15 protein-coding genes are annotated in these 15585 nt (G+C 62.9%); 8 read left to right on the top strand and 7 right to left on the bottom strand.

Annotated elements, in window-relative coordinates; all coding sequences use genetic code 11:
• The first annotated feature begins 114 nt into the window (after positions 1–114).
• Positions 115–870, top strand: a complete 756-nt coding sequence (locus ELX51_RS03960; RefSeq protein WP_248305245.1) for a cytochrome c oxidase assembly protein — start codon at positions 115–117, stop codon at positions 868–870.
• Positions 867–1379 (top strand): CopD family protein, encoded by a 513-nt coding sequence (locus ELX51_RS03965; RefSeq protein ID WP_127752292.1) that lies wholly within the window; start codon positions 867–869, stop codon positions 1377–1379. The genes ELX51_RS03960 and ELX51_RS03965 overlap by 4 nt, the downstream gene beginning before the upstream one ends.
• On the opposite strand, the gene ELX51_RS03970 is transcribed toward ELX51_RS03965, so the two are convergent.
• Positions 1360–1911 (bottom strand): DUF2231 domain-containing protein, encoded by a 552-nt coding sequence (locus tag ELX51_RS03970; RefSeq protein WP_248305246.1) that lies wholly within the window; start codon positions 1909–1911, stop codon positions 1360–1362. The genes ELX51_RS03965 and ELX51_RS03970 overlap by 20 nt on opposite strands.
• 12 nt (positions 1912–1923) lie before the next feature.
• On the opposite strand from ELX51_RS03970, the gene coxB reads away from it, so the two are divergent.
• The 4 genes from coxB (at position 1924) to gdhA (ending at position 6871) form a co-directional block, all read left to right on the top strand.
• Positions 1924–2589 (top strand): cytochrome c oxidase subunit II, encoded by a 666-nt coding sequence (coxB, locus tag ELX51_RS03975; RefSeq protein ID WP_248305247.1) that lies wholly within the window; start codon positions 1924–1926, stop codon positions 2587–2589.
• Complete coding sequence (gene ctaD / locus ELX51_RS03980; RefSeq protein ID WP_127752295.1) at positions 2586–5102, top strand: cytochrome c oxidase subunit I; 2517 nt, start codon at positions 2586–2588, stop codon at positions 5100–5102. The genes coxB and ctaD overlap by 4 nt, the downstream gene beginning before the upstream one ends.
• Positions 5099–5407 (top strand): hypothetical protein, encoded by a 309-nt coding sequence (locus ELX51_RS03985; protein WP_127752296.1) that lies wholly within the window; start codon positions 5099–5101, stop codon positions 5405–5407. Before ctaD ends, ELX51_RS03985 begins: the two co-directional genes overlap by 4 nt.
• A gap of 108 nt (positions 5408–5515) precedes the next feature.
• Positions 5516–6871 carry an NADP-specific glutamate dehydrogenase gene (gene gdhA, locus ELX51_RS03990; protein ID WP_127752297.1) on the top strand — a complete coding sequence of 452 codons (1356 nt, stop codon included), beginning with the start codon at positions 5516–5518 and terminating at the stop codon, positions 6869–6871.
• A gap of 62 nt (positions 6872–6933) precedes the next feature.
• Here gdhA and ELX51_RS03995 read toward each other — a convergent pair whose 3' ends face one another.
• The 4 genes from ELX51_RS03995 to ELX51_RS04010 form a co-directional block, all read right to left on the bottom strand.
• Complete coding sequence (locus ELX51_RS03995) at positions 6934–7545, bottom strand: LysE family translocator (RefSeq protein WP_164854740.1); 612 nt, start codon at positions 7543–7545, stop codon at positions 6934–6936.
• Between the two features lie 133 nt (positions 7546–7678).
• Positions 7679–9052 (bottom strand): pitrilysin family protein, encoded by a 1374-nt coding sequence (locus tag ELX51_RS04000; RefSeq protein WP_127752299.1) that lies wholly within the window; start codon positions 9050–9052, stop codon positions 7679–7681.
• Positions 9049–10401, bottom strand: coding sequence for a pitrilysin family protein (locus tag ELX51_RS04005; RefSeq protein ID WP_127752300.1), 1353 nt, complete (start codon positions 10399–10401; stop codon positions 9049–9051). Before ELX51_RS04005 ends, ELX51_RS04000 begins: the two co-directional genes overlap by 4 nt.
• Before the next feature lie 192 nt (positions 10402–10593).
• Positions 10594–12501, bottom strand: coding sequence for an acyltransferase family protein (locus ELX51_RS04010; RefSeq protein WP_164854741.1), 1908 nt, complete (start codon positions 12499–12501; stop codon positions 10594–10596).
• 119 nt (positions 12502–12620) lie between these two features.
• Between ELX51_RS04010 and ELX51_RS04015 the strand changes: the two genes are divergently transcribed.
• Together ELX51_RS04015 and ELX51_RS04020 are read left to right on the top strand one after the other, a co-directional pair.
• Positions 12621–12884, top strand: a complete 264-nt coding sequence (locus ELX51_RS04015; RefSeq protein WP_127752302.1) for a hypothetical protein — start codon at positions 12621–12623, stop codon at positions 12882–12884.
• Complete coding sequence (locus tag ELX51_RS04020) at positions 12884–14614, top strand: hypothetical protein (RefSeq protein WP_127752303.1); 1731 nt, start codon at positions 12884–12886, stop codon at positions 14612–14614. Before ELX51_RS04015 ends, ELX51_RS04020 begins: the two co-directional genes overlap by 1 nt.
• Positions 14615–14637: 23 nt before the next feature.
• Here the strand turns inward: ELX51_RS04020 and ELX51_RS04025 are convergent, their stop codons facing one another.
• Both ELX51_RS04025 and ELX51_RS19925 read right to left on the bottom strand, forming a co-directional pair.
• Complete coding sequence (locus ELX51_RS04025; protein WP_127752304.1) at positions 14638–15231, bottom strand: hypothetical protein; 594 nt, start codon at positions 15229–15231, stop codon at positions 14638–14640.
• Positions 15182–15568, bottom strand: coding sequence for a glycosyltransferase family 2 protein (locus ELX51_RS19925; RefSeq protein WP_164854742.1), 387 nt, complete (start codon positions 15566–15568; stop codon positions 15182–15184). The genes ELX51_RS04025 and ELX51_RS19925 overlap by 50 nt, the downstream gene beginning before the upstream one ends.
• Between the last annotated feature and the right edge of the window lie 17 nt (positions 15569–15585).

The following is a 15585-nucleotide window of genomic DNA, read 5'->3' on the forward strand; positions in this document are numbered from 1 at the left end:
CCGCGATGGGATGCTCAGCTAAAGTCTTCAAGGCGGATGCCTCGGCAGGAGCTTCCTGGGAGGGTGTTCCGTGGATCCAGCAAGCGTTGAACCGCCTTTCAACCAAGGACATCAATGATTCCAGCGTCGTCCTTTTCCTTCGATATGAGCTTTTGCGGGCCGCCACCCACGCTGGCAACCCTGTGGGGGCGCTGGAACCTTGATCCCTTCATGTTGATCGCGCTGGCGTTGGTTGCCGCTCTTGCCGCCATCAGCTTGCGGACGGCGTCCCGGCAGCGCCAACTGGCAGGAGGGGCGAGCTGGGCACTAGCGGCGACGCTTTTCGGGTCCCCTTTATGTGCGTTGACCGTGGCGCTGTTCTCCGCCCGGGTGGGTCACCACATCCTCCTCACCATGGTCGTGGCGCCGCTCCTGGCGCTGGCGCTGCCGCCTGAGCGGGGGCGGCGGGCAAAACTCTTCCCTGCGCTGCTGGTCTCGACCGTGGCGCTCTGGCTCTGGCATGCGCCCGATTTCTATGCTGCGGCGTTCACCCATCCTGCGATTTATTGGGCCATGCAGGTGAGTTTGCTGTTGGCTTTCACCTGGCTGTGGCTGGGCATGCTGCGGGCCGACAATGCCATGGCCGCCGGGCTGACGGCGCTGTCCGGCGCCATCCAGATGGGCTTTCTGGGTGCGCTGCTGGTGTTTGCCTCCGGCCCGCTCTACCTGCCGCATCTGGCCACGACCCTCGCCTTTGGCTTTTCGCCGATCGAGGACCAGCAATTGGGTGGGCTCATCATGTGGGTGCCTGCCAATCTGCCGCTGCTGGGCGTTGTGATCTGGCGCCTGGTTGATGCGCTGCGGCCGGAACGCCGCCCGGCGGTGCAATGACCTGGGGTTTTGTCGTCGCCTGGCTCAAATTCATCCATGTCGGGGGGATCGCGCTCTGGTCGGCGGGGCTCCTGGCACTGCCTTTCCTTTACCGGCAGCGGCGGGGGCTGGAAGACGATGCGCTCCATCGGCTGCACGCCTTTACGCGCTTTTTGTACGTCAAGCTGGTGTCGCCGGGAGCTTTCGTAGCCATTGCTTCGGGAACTGCGCTGATCCTGATGCAGGGCACCTACCAGAACTGGTTTTCGGCCAAGCTGGTCGGGGTCGCAGTGCTGACAGGCATCCACATCTTTTCGGGTTTGGTGATCCTGCGCATTTTCGAGCGCAACGGCCACTATCCCACGGCGCGCTTCATGGTGATCGTGCCCCTGACCCTCACAGTGGTCTGCGCAATTCTGGCGCTCGTGCTGGGCAAACCACGCCTGCAATGGCCGCAAGGCCTGCAGGCGTTTTTCGCCCCCGGCGCCCTTTCCGAAATGGTCGGCCCCTTTATTGCCGGGTGGATATGATGAGGCCAACCCCATGATCGAACACCAGCTTGCCGCCATGCCAGCTTGCAAAAGCGGTGGCCATGCTCGCGAGCACCGAAAGCATCAGGCCGTTAGGCAGGATCTGTTCGGGGTAGAAAATGCGCAGGCCAGCATTGGCGCCGGCTATGGCGACGAGCACCATGGCGGCAACCGCATGGTTCCAACTGGCAACGCGCACCCGAATGCCGGGAACCGCCAGGAGTTCGGCCGTGCCGGCAAGCGCCGCCAGGACGCCGAAGGCGAAGGCCGCGGAAGCCGACCAGGTGCCGACCTGCACCCAGAACGGATCAGCGCCCCACCAGTAGAAGATATCGATGCCCAAGGTTGCGATAATGAACGCAATGGGAAAGTGCACCATCATGGCATGTATGGGATGGCCGGCGACGGCAATGGCCGAGCCGATATCCTTGTCGGCAATGGAGCGAATATAGGGATTGGGGTGATCAGAGCGTGCTTCGGGCGGCGTTTCTTCCCGCTGGGCTTCCTGTTCTTCTTCGCTCGATTGGCTCACCGCAGAGTTCCCTTGTTCAAGAGGCTGTTACTGGGGGCAACGCCAGCATTGCTGGGGGGTTGCAGCGGCGATTTGTCGGCGCTCGATCCGGCCGGACCGCGCGCGGCCAATCTTGCCACCCTGTGGTGGGTGATGCTGATCGGCGCGGCGGTGCTGTTCGGGCTCGTCATGGCCCTGTTCGCACTGGCTTATCGACGCCCCGCCTGGATCACGCGGGTGACGCCGGCGCAATGGATCGTGGGTGGGGGGCTCGTGCTGCCCATCCCCATTCTGATCGTGCTGACCGGCACGGCTCTGGTGTTGGGCGAGCAATTGCTGCCCAAGGGCGAGGCCCCGGTGCGCGTCGAGGGACGGGCGCAGCAATGGAGCTGGCACTTCACCCATCCCGAGAGCGCCCTTGCGCCCAGCGAGATCCTGCATATTCCCGCTGGAGAGCCGGTCGACATCGCCGTGACCTCCCTGGATGTTATCCATTCGCTCTGGGTGCCGCGGCTTGGGGGCAAAATCGACGCCATTCCCGGCAAGGTCAATATCATCCGCCTCCAGGCCGATGAGCCCGGTGTCTATTGGGGACAATGCGCCGAATATTGTGGCGAGGGCCATGACGGCATGCGCTTCCGGGTGGAAGCGCATGAGCCAGAGGCATTTGCCGCCTTGCTGGAAGGGCGCGCGCCATGAACCATCATCAGCAGCAGAACCATCGGCATCAGCTCTCGCCCATCGCCCTCCATAAGGCCCTGGAGCGCATCTGGGGCACGCCACCCGGTTGGGGGCGCCTGTCCAGCGTCAACCACACTGTGCTGGGCAAGCGGTTCATGGTCGTGGCGCTGACCTTTTTCGGCGTTGGCGGCCTCTTGTCCATGCTGATCCGCGCTCAGTTGGCGACGCCCAACAGTGCGTTTGTGGGCCCGGAAATCTACAATCAGATTTTCACCATGCATGGCACGGTGATGATGTTCCTGTTCGCCATTCCCATGTTCGAGGGCTTTGCGCTTTACATGCTGCCCAAGATGCTGGGGGCGCGGGACATGGCGTTTCCGCGCCTTACCGCCTATGGCTTCTGGTGCTACCTCTTTGGCGGCTCGATCCTGATCATCGCCATGTTACTGGGTGTGGCGCCCGATAGCGGCTGGTTCATGTATACGCCCCTATCGTCGCGCCCCTACACGCCCGGCATCAATGCCGATGTCTGGCTGCTGGGCATCACCTTTGTCGAAATCTCGGCGGTCACAGCTGCCATCGAGATGTTCGTTTCCATCCTCAAGATGCGCGCGGCCGGCATGTCGCTGGCGCGGATGCCGCTCTTTGGCTGGTATATGCTGGTGACGTCGGGGATGATGATCATCGGCTTTCCCCCGCTGATCCTGGGCTCGATCCTGCTCGAACTCGAACGCGCCTTCGACCTGCCGTTCTTTGATCCCACCCGCGGGGGCGATCCGCTGCTCTGGCAGCACCTGTTCTGGCTCTTCGGCCATCCCGAAGTCTACATCATCTTCCTGCCCGCTGCCGGGGCGCTGTCAACCATCATTCCCGTGTTTGCGCAGCGCCCGATCCTGGGCTATCGCGCCATCATCGCCGGCATTGTGGCCATGGCGTTCCTGAGCTTCGGGCTTTGGGTGCATCACATGTATACGGTGGGCATCCCCCATCTGGCGCTAGCCTTCTTTTCGGCCGCAAGCGCGCTGGTCGCGGTGCCGACGGCGATCCAGATCTTTGCCTGGATCGGCACGCTGGCCTCGGGCAAACCGCGCTGGGACGTGCCCATGCTTTATGTGGGCGGGTTCTTCTTCGTCTTCGTGATCGGCGGGCTGACGGGGGTCATGCTGGCCATGGTGCCGTTCAACACCCAGGCCCATGACAGCTATTTTGTGGTGGCGCATCTGCACTATGTGCTGGTGGGGGGCTTTGTGTTCCCCATGTTGGCCGCGCTCTACCACTGGCTGCCGCATTTGACCGGGCGAAAGAGCCTCTATGGGCTTTCGGTGCCCGCGTTCTGGCTGATCCTGATCGGCTTCAACCTCACCTTTTTCCTGATGCACCTGACGGGGCTGATGGGCATGCCGCGGCGCATCTCGACCTATCCCTCCAACTGGGGCTGGGATTGGCTGAACCTGCTGTCCTCGATCGGGGGCTTTATCCTCACCAGTGGCTTTATGCTGGTGCTGGCCGACCTCGTGCTGCAATTCCGCTTCGGCAAGCGGTTCCGGCGTGACCCGTGGTCGGCACAAACACTGGAATGGGCGACGCCGACGCCACCGCCAAGCTATAACTTCGCCTCGCTCCCGCAGATCGACCAGCGCGCGGACCTGCTCGAGCCGGCAGTGATCGGGCCAAAGCTGGCCGGTGGCCATGGCTATCTCGGTTTCGTGCGCAATGACCATATGGAGACGCTGGGCGTCGATATCGTCACTGGCGCGGCCGAGCATGTGATGGTGTTGCCGCACCGATCCTTCCTGCCGCTCTGGACGGCGCTGGCGACCGGTAGCTTTTTCCTCGCGCTGCTGTTCGGGCAATATTGGCTGGCGCCGATCAGCGCGCTGCTGGTGGTCGGGCTGTTCCTTGTCTGGCCGATGAGCCTGGGGAAGAAGCGCGATCACGGCCCGGTCGAGATCGGCATGAACGAGGCCGCGCCGTTCGACAGCGAAGTGGCAGCCAATGTCACCGTGCTCGCCAATGCCACCGGCCTTGTGACCAATGGGACCCTGTTTGCCTCCTTGCTGTTTGGCGGCCTGTTTCTTCTGGTGGTGGCGCAGAATTGGGAGGCGGTTCCACCACTCGCGCTATCGCCCTTGCTGCTTGGGCTGGCGGGTGCGAGCGCCCTTTTGGCGGCAGGACTGGCCTTTGCCGCGCAACGCCGTAACCAGGCGGGCCGCAGTCCGGTCCCACTGCAGGGCGGCGCCGTTGCACTGCAACTTCTGGCCGCGGCGGCCCTCCTTGCCCTCATGGTTGGGGTGGGGGACGCAACCCTTCATGCCCGTTCGGCCGTGGTATTTGCCACGCTGGGCTATTGCGCACTCCATTGTGGCATCGCCGCGCTCATTGCCGGACACGCGATCTGGCGGCATGTGCAGGGCTTTGTCTCCGCGCGTCGGCAGACCGATCCCAACCTGGCGCTGCTCTGGAACCTTTATGCGGGCCTTGCCGTGGTGCCCGGGGTCGGGCTTGCCCTCCTGCTTGCAGGTGCCGCATGAGCGCTTCCAACCGCCTCGCCCTGGTCCACCTTGTTTCCGGCTTTGTCGTCTGGTCGCTTGGCTTTGTGCTGCTCTATGGGCTTCAGGCGCTGGGCTGCGCCTATGGCTGGAGCCAGCACCGCTTGTGGCTGATATCAGCCTTTGTTGCCGTGCTGGTGCCGCTGGCCTGGCTGGCTTGGCGGCCCCGCCGCACCGGGCCGGAAGCGTCTAGTCTAGCAACGGCCGCGCTTTGGGTTAATCGGGCCGCGCTCGGGGCGGCAATATTGGTGTTCCTGCCCGTCACTTTCGCCTCCACCTGCATTTGAGTTAAAGCCTGCGCAAAAATAACAGGCAGGCTGCTTGTTTTGTGTTCAACAGCATGCCGGGCTGGGCTAGAGCATTGCCCAGCTTTGTTTTGACTGTGAGGGACTCCAATGATCGTCGAGAAGCTGCAACCTGTGCTTGATCAAGTGCTGCTGCGCAATGCAGGAGAGCCCGAGTTCCACCAAGCCGTTCGCGAAGTGCTGGAAAGCCTCGGGCCCGTCATTGCCAAGCATCCCGATTATCTCGAGCACGCGCTCATCGAGCGCATCTGCGAGCCCGAGCGGCAGATCATCTTCCGCGTGCCGTGGGTGGACGACAAGGGGCAGGTCCAGATCAATCGCGGCTTCCGGGTGCAGTTCAACTCGGCGCTCGGGCCCTATAAGGGCGGGCTGCGCTTTCATCCCTCGGTCAATGTCGGGATCATCAAGTTCCTCGGCTTCGAGCAGACCTTCAAGAACGCGCTGACCGGGATGCCGATTGGTGGCGGCAAGGGCGGCTCCGATTTCAACCCGCGCGGGCGCTCGGATGGCGAGATCATGCGCTTCTGCCAGTCGTTCATGACCGAGCTTTATCGGCATCTGGGCGAATATACCGACGTGCCGGCCGGCGATATCGGCGTTGGCGGCCGCGAGATCGGCTATATGTTCGGGCAATACAAGCGCCTGACCAACCGCTATGAGGCAGGCGTGCTGACGGGCAAGGCGCTGTTCTACGGCGGCTCGCGCGCCCGCACGGAAGCGACCGGCTACGGCAACACCTATTTCATCCAGTCCATGCTCGCGACCAAGGGGGAAAGCTTTGATGGCAAGCGGGTGGTGATTTCCGGCTCCGGCAATGTCGCCATCTATAGCGTCGAGAAGGTACAGTCCTTTGGCGGCAAGGTCGTCGCCATGTCGGACAGCTCCGGCTATGTCGTTGATGAGCAAGGGATCGATCTCGAACTGCTCAAGCAGGTCAAGGAAGTGCGCCGCAGCCGCATCTCCGATTACCTTCAGCTTAAGGGCTCGCAGTCCGGGGCTTATTTCGTGGGGGCCGAGAAGGGCTCGATCTGGGATGTGCCCTGCGATGTCGCCATGCCTTCGGCCACCCAGAACGAATTGACCGGCAAGGACGCACGCGCTCTGGTAAGCAATGGCGTGATCGCCGTGGGTGAGGGGGCAAACATGCCCACCACGCCCGAGGCGATCGGCATCTTCCGGCAGGCCAATGTGATGTTTGCCCCGGGCAAGGCTGCCAATGCCGGCGGCGTCGCCACCTCCGCGCTCGAGATGCAGCAGAATGCCTCACGCGACAGCTGGAGTTTTGAGCAGACCGAGTCCCGGCTGGCCGAGATCATGCGCGCCATTCACGACAACTGCGCCAGCACCGCCGAAGAGTTCGGCTCGCCCGGCGATTATGTGCTGGGCGCCAACATCGCCGGCTTTGTGCGGGTGGCCGAAGCCATGCGTGCGCTTGGCGTAGTTTAAAGCCGAGCGCCTTCAGCAAAGGGAGGCGCCACCGGCGCCTCACCCAGCCTGACGCTGCCGGATCAGTGCTGCCAGAGGACGAGGCCGGCGGCGGAGGCCATCATCACCCCGGCAGTCTTGTTGAGCCGGCGCAGCGCCGGCTCACTCTTGAAAAGGTCGCGCGCCGCGGCAGCCAGCAGCGCATAGCCGCAGCCCACGATCATCAGCACCACGATCACGATGGCCGTCAACTCGGCGAAAGCCAGCGGGTTCATCTGATCCAGCGGGATAACGGTGGGCAGGATTGCCAGATAGAACACAATGGTCTTGGGGTTGCCCATGGTCAGCGAGAAGCCGGCGAGAAAGGTCTTAAATGAAGCTTCGCTGCGCGGCTTCATTTGTTCGGCGCCCGGTGCGGCCGTCCAAAATTTGTAAGCGATGTAAAGCAGATAAGCCGCGCCGGCCCAGCGCACCAAGGTGAAAACTGGCCCGAGATAGGTGGCGATAGCGGCAAGGCCGAACACCGCAAAAATGAAATACACCATGTCGCCGGCGAGAATTCCCAGCACCATCGGGAAAGCTCCGCCAAAGCCCCCACCCAGTGCCCGGGCCACGACTGCGGCAACACCAGGTCCAGGCACCAGCACCGCGATGCCATATGCGAGGGTGAAGGTGAGAAGGGTCCAAAGATCCATGATCACGCCCGGGGAAAGCCAGCAGGAAAAGTCATCGACCGGGGCGGTCTTTATCGCCGCTGCCGGCCCTCGATGATGGCTATCTCGCACACATTCCCACTTCGGCAAACCCCTCGCGGCTTGGCTGGTCGGCTCAGGGGTTGGCGGGTTCGGGGGTCGTTGCGGCAAGGTCGTCCGCGTCAGCTTCTGGACCCAGCAGCATGAGGCTGGGTTCAGTGGCAAAGATCTGCTGGGCCATGGCCTGCACATCCGCCGCTGTAACCGCTTCGATCAGCCCGGCGCGCTCCGTGATGTAGTCGACCGGCAGGTCGCGCAACTGCTGACCCACCATGGCCCGGGCAATAGATACCGACGAGCGGAGTTGGTTGATGGGGTAGGCGCCGATCAAATAGCGTTGGATACGTTCGAGTTCGACGGGGTCCGGGCCATTTTCCGCCAAAGCCGCCAAGGTCGTCTTGATCACCTCGATGGTTTCATCCGCCTGATCGGAGCTGGTCGAGGTTCCGATGGTAATCGCGTGGGCATGGGCAAGATCAACCATGTTCCCCGAAACGCCATAGCTGAGCCCGCGTTTCTCGCGCACTTCCACATTAAGGAGCGACAGCAGGTTCCCTCCGGCGAGCAGTTCGGTCATCACATAGGCGGGGAAGAACTCCGGATCCTCCTGGGCAATGCCGGGAAAGGCCATGTTGATCGTGGTTTGTGGCAGGGGATAGCTGACCGCCAACTCCTGCCCAAAACTGAGTTGCGCGTCGGGGATCGGTATGAGCTCGGGTGCCTGAGGCAACCCACCGAACACCACGTCGATCATCTCGCCAGCTTCTTGGGGAGTGATGGCCCCTACAATCCCGATCTTGAGGTTCTCGCGCGCAAAAACGGCATTGTGGAAGGCTCGCAGGTTTTCGATCGTGATCACGGGAAGGGTTTCAACCGTCCCCTCCACCGGGCGGCTATAGGGATGATCGCCAAACAAGGCTTCATTCCACATCAGCCTGGCGGCATAGCCAGGGTCCTGCGACTGGGCGACGAGCCCGGCCATGATCTGGGCGCGCATGCGGTCCACGGCAGGTTGGTCGAAGCGAGGCTCGTTGACGGCCAGCGCAAGAAGCTCGGTTCCGTCTTCTCGCGCTTCTGACAGCATTCGCGCCGCACCCGAGAAGTTATCCTGGTCGGCGGAGAACTGGATTTCGAGGCCCACCTCGTCCAACTGCGTCTGGAAGGCCTCGCTATCGAGATCGCCCGCGCCTTCGTCGAGCAGGGTCGACATCAAATTGGCCCGGCCGAGCTGGTCGTTGGGATCCTGCGTGGCACCAGCACCTTTGAAGGCAAAGCCAAGGGTGATGATCGGAATGGTGTGGTCTTCCACCATCCAGGCCGAGATGCCACCAGGCGAGGTGATGGGCACGAACTCGGTCTGTGCATTGGCTGGCAGGATCCAGGCAAGCAGCGCCAATGGCGCCAGCAGGAGGGTCAAGGCGCGGCGCTGAGGTCGAGGTGAAACGATCATGGTGCGGGTTCCTCGGCAGGGGGCAGCAGATAGCCGGTGACGGCATTGTCGGCGCCAAGATAGCGAGCAGCGACGTCCTGCACGGCTTGCGGGGTCACGGCGCGGATCCGATCTGGCCAGGTGTTGAGGCCCTCGATCGTGCCCCCATTGGCGAGCCACAGCCCGTAGCTCATCGCCAAATGTGTGGGGTCGTCGCGCTGGAATACGGTATCGCGCGCAAAACGGTCAGCCACGCGGTCCACGTCCTCCTGACTGACGCCATTGGTGATGATGTCCTCGATCTCGGCGGAGATCGCCGCAATCAATTCTTCAAGTGTTGCGTCCGGCCGTGGCGCGCCCGAAAGCGTGAAAGTGCCCATGTCAAAAGCGGCGCCATCATAGCTGGCATTGGCCTGGGCAGCGATGCCCAACTCCACCACAAGCTTTTGGTAAAGGATGCTCCTCGTGCCGTCGCTCAACAGCCCAGCCAGAACATCAAGGGCCTCGGCTTCGCCCGCCGCGCCGGTGCGATAGCTGGGCACGACCCAGCCGCGCGTGAAACTGGGCAGCGCCACCCGCGGGTCGGTCAGGGTGACGGTGCGACTCGTGTCCTGCGGCGGCTCCTGGCGGCGGACGCGCTCAGGCAGATCGGGGCCGCGTGGAACTGCGCCATAGGTCTGCTCGGCGAGGGCGCGCACGGCTTCCGGTTCAACATCGCCAGCCACCACCACCAGCGCGTTGTTGGGCGCATAGTATTGGTTGTAGAAGCTGAGCGCGTCGTCACGGCTGAGCTCTTCGATCTCATGGGCCCAGCCGATCACCGGCGAGCCGTAAGGGTGGTTCTGGAACTGGGTTGCAGCCAGTTCTTCCGCGAGGATCCCATCGGGGTTGGACTCGATGACCTGCCGGCGCTCCTCCATTACGACCGATCGCTCCGCATCGATTATCTCGGGCGGCAGCGCCACATTGCGCATGCGGTCCGCTTCGATCGCCATGATTTCTCCCAATGCATCGGGGGGAATGGTCTCGAAATAGGCGGTTACGTCCCAACTGGTGAAGGCGTTCATGTTGCCGCCCAGCTCACTCACCAGGCGGTCGAGCGCACCGGCGGGATAGGTCTCGGTGCCGCGGAACATCAGGTGCTCAAGGAAATGGGCGACGCCCGATTGTCCAGGGGGCTCATCAGCAGCGCCCACGCGGTACCAGACGGTATGGGTCACGATCGGCGCCCTTGTGTCAGGCATCACCACCAGCTGCAGGCCATTGTCGAGGGTGAACTCACTGATCACCGGCGGCGGAATCTCTTCCTGCGCCAAAGCCGGTGCCGCAAGCATCAGGCTTGTGAACAGCCCCAATGCGGATCGATGCATATTGCTGGTTCCCTTGGATAAAGGCGGGGTTTTGAGGTGAGGGGTACGCTTGCCTGCCGCGCGCATTCACACTGCAGCGCAGGAGCCGGACCGGCGGCGTCGAACAGATGCAACAGCTTGGTGGGCGGTTTGGTTGCCGGTAAATTCCCCGCTGTGGCGGTTACGGGAAACAAGAATCCGGGAGGACGTGACCTAGTTCTCGAGCCAGTTATCCAGCAGGCCGGCGGCCACGACTTTGGCGCCTGCCAGCGTTAAGTGCGCGTAGTCGAACTGCATAGGTATGCCGTCTTGAGCAGTTTCGCGGCAGTTCCCGTCCGGGCAAATAATGCTGAGCGGTGAGCGGTAAGCGATTCCGGTCTGCACCAATCTTGCCGCAAGGGCATGGTCGACTGACACGGGCTCCGGCAGCATCGCGCGCGACAACACGCCGGCAGCCCCGCCCCAGACCTGTGCCCGCGCCAGAATATTGGGCACCGCACCGCCATATTCGGCGCTGGGCCCGACGATCATCACGGCCGGGCTGTGCTGGCCGGCAGAGTTGGCGAGGGCAACAATGCCGTCGACGTCCCCCTCGCGCCACCGGCCAGCGATGATGAGGCCGTCCAGGCGGGCATTTGGCAGAAACCGCTTGAGCACTAACTCGGTCAGATCAGCGCAACGCTTATCCTGCCAAGCCCCTTCAAGCGGTCGGCAGCCTGCCGCGGTGGCCTGCAGGAAATTGTAGTGCGGGTAGGCAGCCCGCAGCCCGCCGGACAGATGGGCGGCATGGCTATCGCCCAGCAGCAGGATATTGGGCCGCGTTGGATCAAGCCGTAGGCATGCTTCGCTATCCAGCACCGTGCCAGGCAAGTCGCGGTCGTCGAGAAAACAATGCCCCGCCTGGAAGTGCGCTCGATACTCCGCCGTCTGCGGATACCGGGCATAATCTGCGAGTGCCAGGACTTCGCCGGAATAGTCGCGAGCCCCAAAGTCCAGCCGTGTCAGGGTGAAGCCCGCGCCCGCAATGACCAGCAGTGCCGCAGCCCCGCTCGCCAGCACGCGAGATGGCGGCATGTGCTGCAGTCCCCGGCGCGCCGGCATTTCGATCAAGGGACGTGACAGCGCCGCTAGGGCCAGCGACATCGCAACTACCCGCACCATATCGAGGGCGTTCATGTCGGGCCCGGTGACGGCCCGATCGAACACGATCACCGGCCAATGCCAGAGATACAGCCCATAGGAGATGAGCCCGAGGTAAACCAGTGGCCGCCACTTGAGCATCGCTCCAACTGCGGTGCCCTCGCTCCAGGCAATCAAGAGGACAGCGCCGAGTACCGGGGGCAAGGCGTTGAGACCCGGGAACACACTGGTTTCGCTAAGGTACAACACGGGCGCGACCACAAGAGCGAGCCCGAGCCAGCCTGCCGCTTCACGCCAGAAACGTGAGGGGATCGATCGCGCCGGTTTGAGCGCCAGCAGCGCGCCGGCGCCAAGTTCCCAGGCTCGGGTAGGCAGCAGGTAGAAGGTGAAGAAACGCGCCAGTTCGGCACCAAACAGGCTCAGCACAAAGGAGCTAAACATCAACGCCACCAGGATGGCGACGAGATATCGCCGCGCCCAGCGATGCAGCGCCCATAGCAGCGCCGGGAAGGCGAGGTAGAACTGTTCTTCCACCGCCAGGGACCAGGTGTGGAGAAGCGGCACGCTGCGGGCCGGCGCGTCGAAATAGTCAGTGGTGAGATAGAAATAGATGTTGGACACGAACAGCGCTGCGGCAACGGCTGTTTCCCCAAGCGCCCGCAACTCGAAGGGAAACAAGACGAATTGCGCGGCGACCAGCACCGCCAGGATAACAAAAAGGAGCGGCGGCCCGATGCGCAGAAAGCGGCGGCGGTAAAACTCCAGAAAAGAAAACTGGCCGCGTTCGAGATCAGCCGAAATAATCGAGGTGATCAGATAGCCCGAGATCACGAAAAATACGTCGACGCCAACAAAGCCGCCGCCCAGTGCAGTCACGCCGGAATGGCCCAACACCACCGGGACAATGGCGAGGGCCCGCAGTCCGTCGATATGGGGTTTGTACTGGATGGCCGCACCGGAATGGGCTGGATTGAGCTCCATTGTACTAGTCCATAAGCCCAGGGCCTTGTCCATCATCGGCGCCTTAGGCGGGCTGAACTTATCCCCGGGTGGTTTACGCGGGTGGATAACGCTCCTCTCGGCTTTCCTGGAGGATGCACATGACCGACCGCTTCGAACACCATGCCAAGGGCCTCGACAGCCCTGCGAGCCATGCCTTCGCCATTACTCCCAACGACAGCGAGCCGCTGATCGAGGCTACCCGCGCCATCTATATCGGCGCTGGTGGAGCGCTCAGCGTCACGCTGTTGTCGGGCGCACAGGTCGTCTTCGTTAATCTGTCCGGCGGGAGTGTGCTGCCCGTCCGGGTGGTTCAGGTGAAGGCGAGCGGCACCACCGCCAGTCAGATCCTGGGGCTGGTGTGATGCTTGGCATATCCCTCAGTGCAGCCATTCACCAGCGCACGGGTGCTGCGTTGCCGGTTCCCGTTCCGCCACCTGCGGGCCTGTCCTTCACGCCCGATATCGCGGTCTTTCGGGACCAATTCGGCGCCTATACTCACGATTTTGATGCCCAAGCCCGCAAGCCTGCGCCCACGCATACCGTTTATGTCGGCAAGGGCGGTGACAACACCGCTGACGGCCTGAGCTGGTCCAGCCGCGTTCGCTCCATCAAGCAGGGTTTGGTGCGCGCCGCAGGCCTGGGCAGTCCCGGCGCTTCGACGCGCGTCCGTCTGTTGGTTCAGGCCGGGGAGTATCGCTTTTCCGAACAGGATGTCAGTGGCATTCCCGATAGCTGGGCGGGGCAATCCTGCCAGCGCAATCTTATCATTGAACCCTGCGATGGGTTCGGATCGCCATCCATGATGGGCCGGATCCGTTCAGTCCATGATCAGGTGATGCCGCCATTCCTGCCCGTTGCCGGCTCCAGCACCGTTTACGCGTCCGTTTTCACCAGCGAACGCGTCACCTCCTGCGTTTGGGATCGGACTTATGCCGACGAGTGGGGCAATCCGCTTTGCGCCCACAATGCGCCGCCCCCTAGCGCCGCCTATGCCAATGAAGCGGCGGTTGTAGCGGGGCTCGAGGCCATGCATGCGGCCGAGGGCGAAGGCGCCTGCTGGCTCGATGCCACGGGAAAAAAGCTCTATGTGCGCCTGCGGGACGGCCGGGCCCCGGACGCCAACATGATCGTGGGCCGTGGCACCAATGACAGCGTAGCTAACCCTGCGGACTGGAACATCTATTACGGGGGCATCCATGGAACTCTGGCAACGCTTTGGGCGACGCGGCTCGATGCCTTGGGCGGCGGCGGTTTTTATCTCTATCCAGATTGGAGCGGCAACCGCCGCGCCAGTGTGGTCCTCGACCAGTGCGACGCACTTTACAGCGCCAATATGGGCTTTCTTGCCTATGACGCCACGAATGTGATCCTGCATCGCTGCCGGGCGGCCTACTGCTTCAATGATGGGGTGGCTTATGATCAGCCCGGCTTCGGCACCTACAACCCCGACGCGGCATTCACTGGCGCGATCATCGGCGCCAGCCTAACAGTTTCCGCCATGGCAGGGTCAGCCGCAGGGGTGCTCGATATCGGCATGGTGATCGCGGGTGCGGGAGTCGCAGCCGGTACCCGGATCATCGGGAAAGGCAGCGGCACGGGTGGCGTTGGCACCTACCTCCTCGATCAAAGCCAAAGCGTTTCAAGCACAGCCATGACCGGCACCGGTGGTTTGGGTGGCGCGCGCTTTCATGAACTCGATTGCCGCTTCCGCTGGTGCGGCAACAACAGCCAGTTCGACACCTCCCGCAATGCCAGTTCGGCCCATGTCAACTGCACCGGCCTGCGCATCAACAGCCATGCGCTGTCCACGCAGAACCGCGCCTTCCATGACATCCACAATGCCCGTTCCTGGAATTTAGGCTGTGTTGGAGAGAGTTGCCGCCAAACCGGGGTGCAGAGCGCGGCTTTTACCGCCGGGCTAGAGCCGAACAGCAATGAAACCGCGCAGATGTGGCTGGATGGCTGCCAAAGCCTGGGCAACACCGCCGATCTGCAGGCGCACAAGGGAGCCGGACTCCGATTGCGCAATATGGGCGCGATCGCAGCCTTCCAAACGCTCGTCAGCGGTGGAGGCACGATCGCCCTTTATTGAACCACAAGGCTGCGGCAAGCCGATCATTGCCGCAGCCGATCTGCCATCCCTTTGTCAAGCAAGCCACGAATCTGGCGGCGCCAGCCACGGGGAACACTCCAGATCGAAGCGTAGGCAAACAACTGTCGCAGGGTCGGACTGCCATGGCGGAACGCAGCGGCAAGCAGTGGCAGGGCGGCCCGGTACGCCCCTTTGCCCTGAGCGTCGCGGGAAAGGTAACCGAGCAGGAAGCCACTATGGGCGCGCCTTGTCAGCAGCGATCCCAAGCTCTGCGCCCATGTCACGGACTGTTGCCAGCGATATTGGCCCGAGAGCGAAGGGCGTGGCTCATCGCGGTAATGCACCACCAGAGGCTGGGGAACAGTCAGCAACGGGTAGTTCAACTGCTTGGTCGCGCGCAGCACCAGTTCCCATTCTTCGTGCTGGCGCGCTGCAAAGCCAATATGCTCGAACACCGCCCGCGGCACCAGGAGCGAGGAGGTTTGGAGGAACCCCGCCCCGCGTCCCAGCCAGGTGTGCCGATCAAACAGCCATTCGTCAAAAGGCACTGCGCCATGATAAGGGCGCTCAGGCAGCAGAACGCTGGAGTGCGGGGTGACGACCCGGGACATGGTCATCACCACTGCCGGACGATTTGCGGCAAGTGCCAGTTGTTTTTCGAGCTTGTTGGGGCAGCCATTCGTCGTCGTCATCGAGAAAAGCCAGCCAGTCACCGGTGCTCAGGGCTGCGCCACGATCCCGGGTTCGGGCCGCGCCCAGCTGTGCGGGGTTGGAGAAGACGCGCAGCCGCGGCTCCTTTATCGGCTCCAGAGCGGCAAGCGTCGCCCCGTCCTCCCCGTCGATCACGACCAGCAGTTCCAGATCAGCCATGGTTTGAGCCAAGACGCTCCGGACCGCCCGCAGCACCAATTCGCTGCGCCCAAAGGTTGGAACAACCACGCTGACGGTCGGCATGTTGTCTCCATTTTGGC

It is taken from the genome of Devosia sp. 1566 (genome assembly GCF_004005995.1).
Lineage (GTDB): Bacteria > Pseudomonadota > Alphaproteobacteria > Rhizobiales > Devosiaceae > Devosia.

Excerpts from the sequence above, each read along its gene's own strand:
- ELX51_RS03965 (WP_127752292.1), top strand. The coding sequence starts at position 867 with ATGACCTGGGGTTTTGTCGTCGCCTGGCTCAAATTCATCCATGTCGGG.
- ELX51_RS04010 (WP_164854741.1), bottom strand. The coding sequence starts at position 12,501 with ATGGAGCTCAATCCAGCCCATTCCGGTGCGGCCATCCAGTACAAACCC.
- ELX51_RS04000 (WP_127752299.1), bottom strand. The coding sequence starts at position 9,052 with ATGATCGTTTCACCTCGACCTCAGCGCCGCGCCTTGACCCTCCTGCTG.
- ctaD (WP_127752295.1), top strand. The coding sequence starts at position 2,586 with ATGAACCATCATCAGCAGCAGAACCATCGGCATCAGCTCTCGCCCATC.
- ELX51_RS03995 (WP_164854740.1), bottom strand. The coding sequence starts at position 7,545 with ATGGATCTTTGGACCCTTCTCACCTTCACCCTCGCATATGGCATCGCG.
- ELX51_RS19925 (WP_164854742.1), bottom strand. The coding sequence starts at position 15,568 with ATGCCGACCGTCAGCGTGGTTGTTCCAACCTTTGGGCGCAGCGAATTG.
- ELX51_RS04005 (WP_127752300.1), bottom strand. The coding sequence starts at position 10,401 with ATGCATCGATCCGCATTGGGGCTGTTCACAAGCCTGATGCTTGCGGCA.
- ELX51_RS03985 (WP_127752296.1), top strand. The coding sequence starts at position 5,099 with ATGAGCGCTTCCAACCGCCTCGCCCTGGTCCACCTTGTTTCCGGCTTT.
- ELX51_RS04025 (WP_127752304.1), bottom strand. The coding sequence starts at position 15,231 with ATGACCATGTCCCGGGTCGTCACCCCGCACTCCAGCGTTCTGCTGCCT.
- ELX51_RS04020 (WP_127752303.1), top strand. The coding sequence starts at position 12,884 with ATGCTTGGCATATCCCTCAGTGCAGCCATTCACCAGCGCACGGGTGCT.
- gdhA (WP_127752297.1), top strand. The coding sequence starts at position 5,516 with ATGATCGTCGAGAAGCTGCAACCTGTGCTTGATCAAGTGCTGCTGCGC.
- ELX51_RS04015 (WP_127752302.1), top strand. The coding sequence starts at position 12,621 with ATGACCGACCGCTTCGAACACCATGCCAAGGGCCTCGACAGCCCTGCG.
- ELX51_RS03960 (WP_248305245.1), top strand. The coding sequence starts at position 115 with ATGATTCCAGCGTCGTCCTTTTCCTTCGATATGAGCTTTTGCGGGCCG.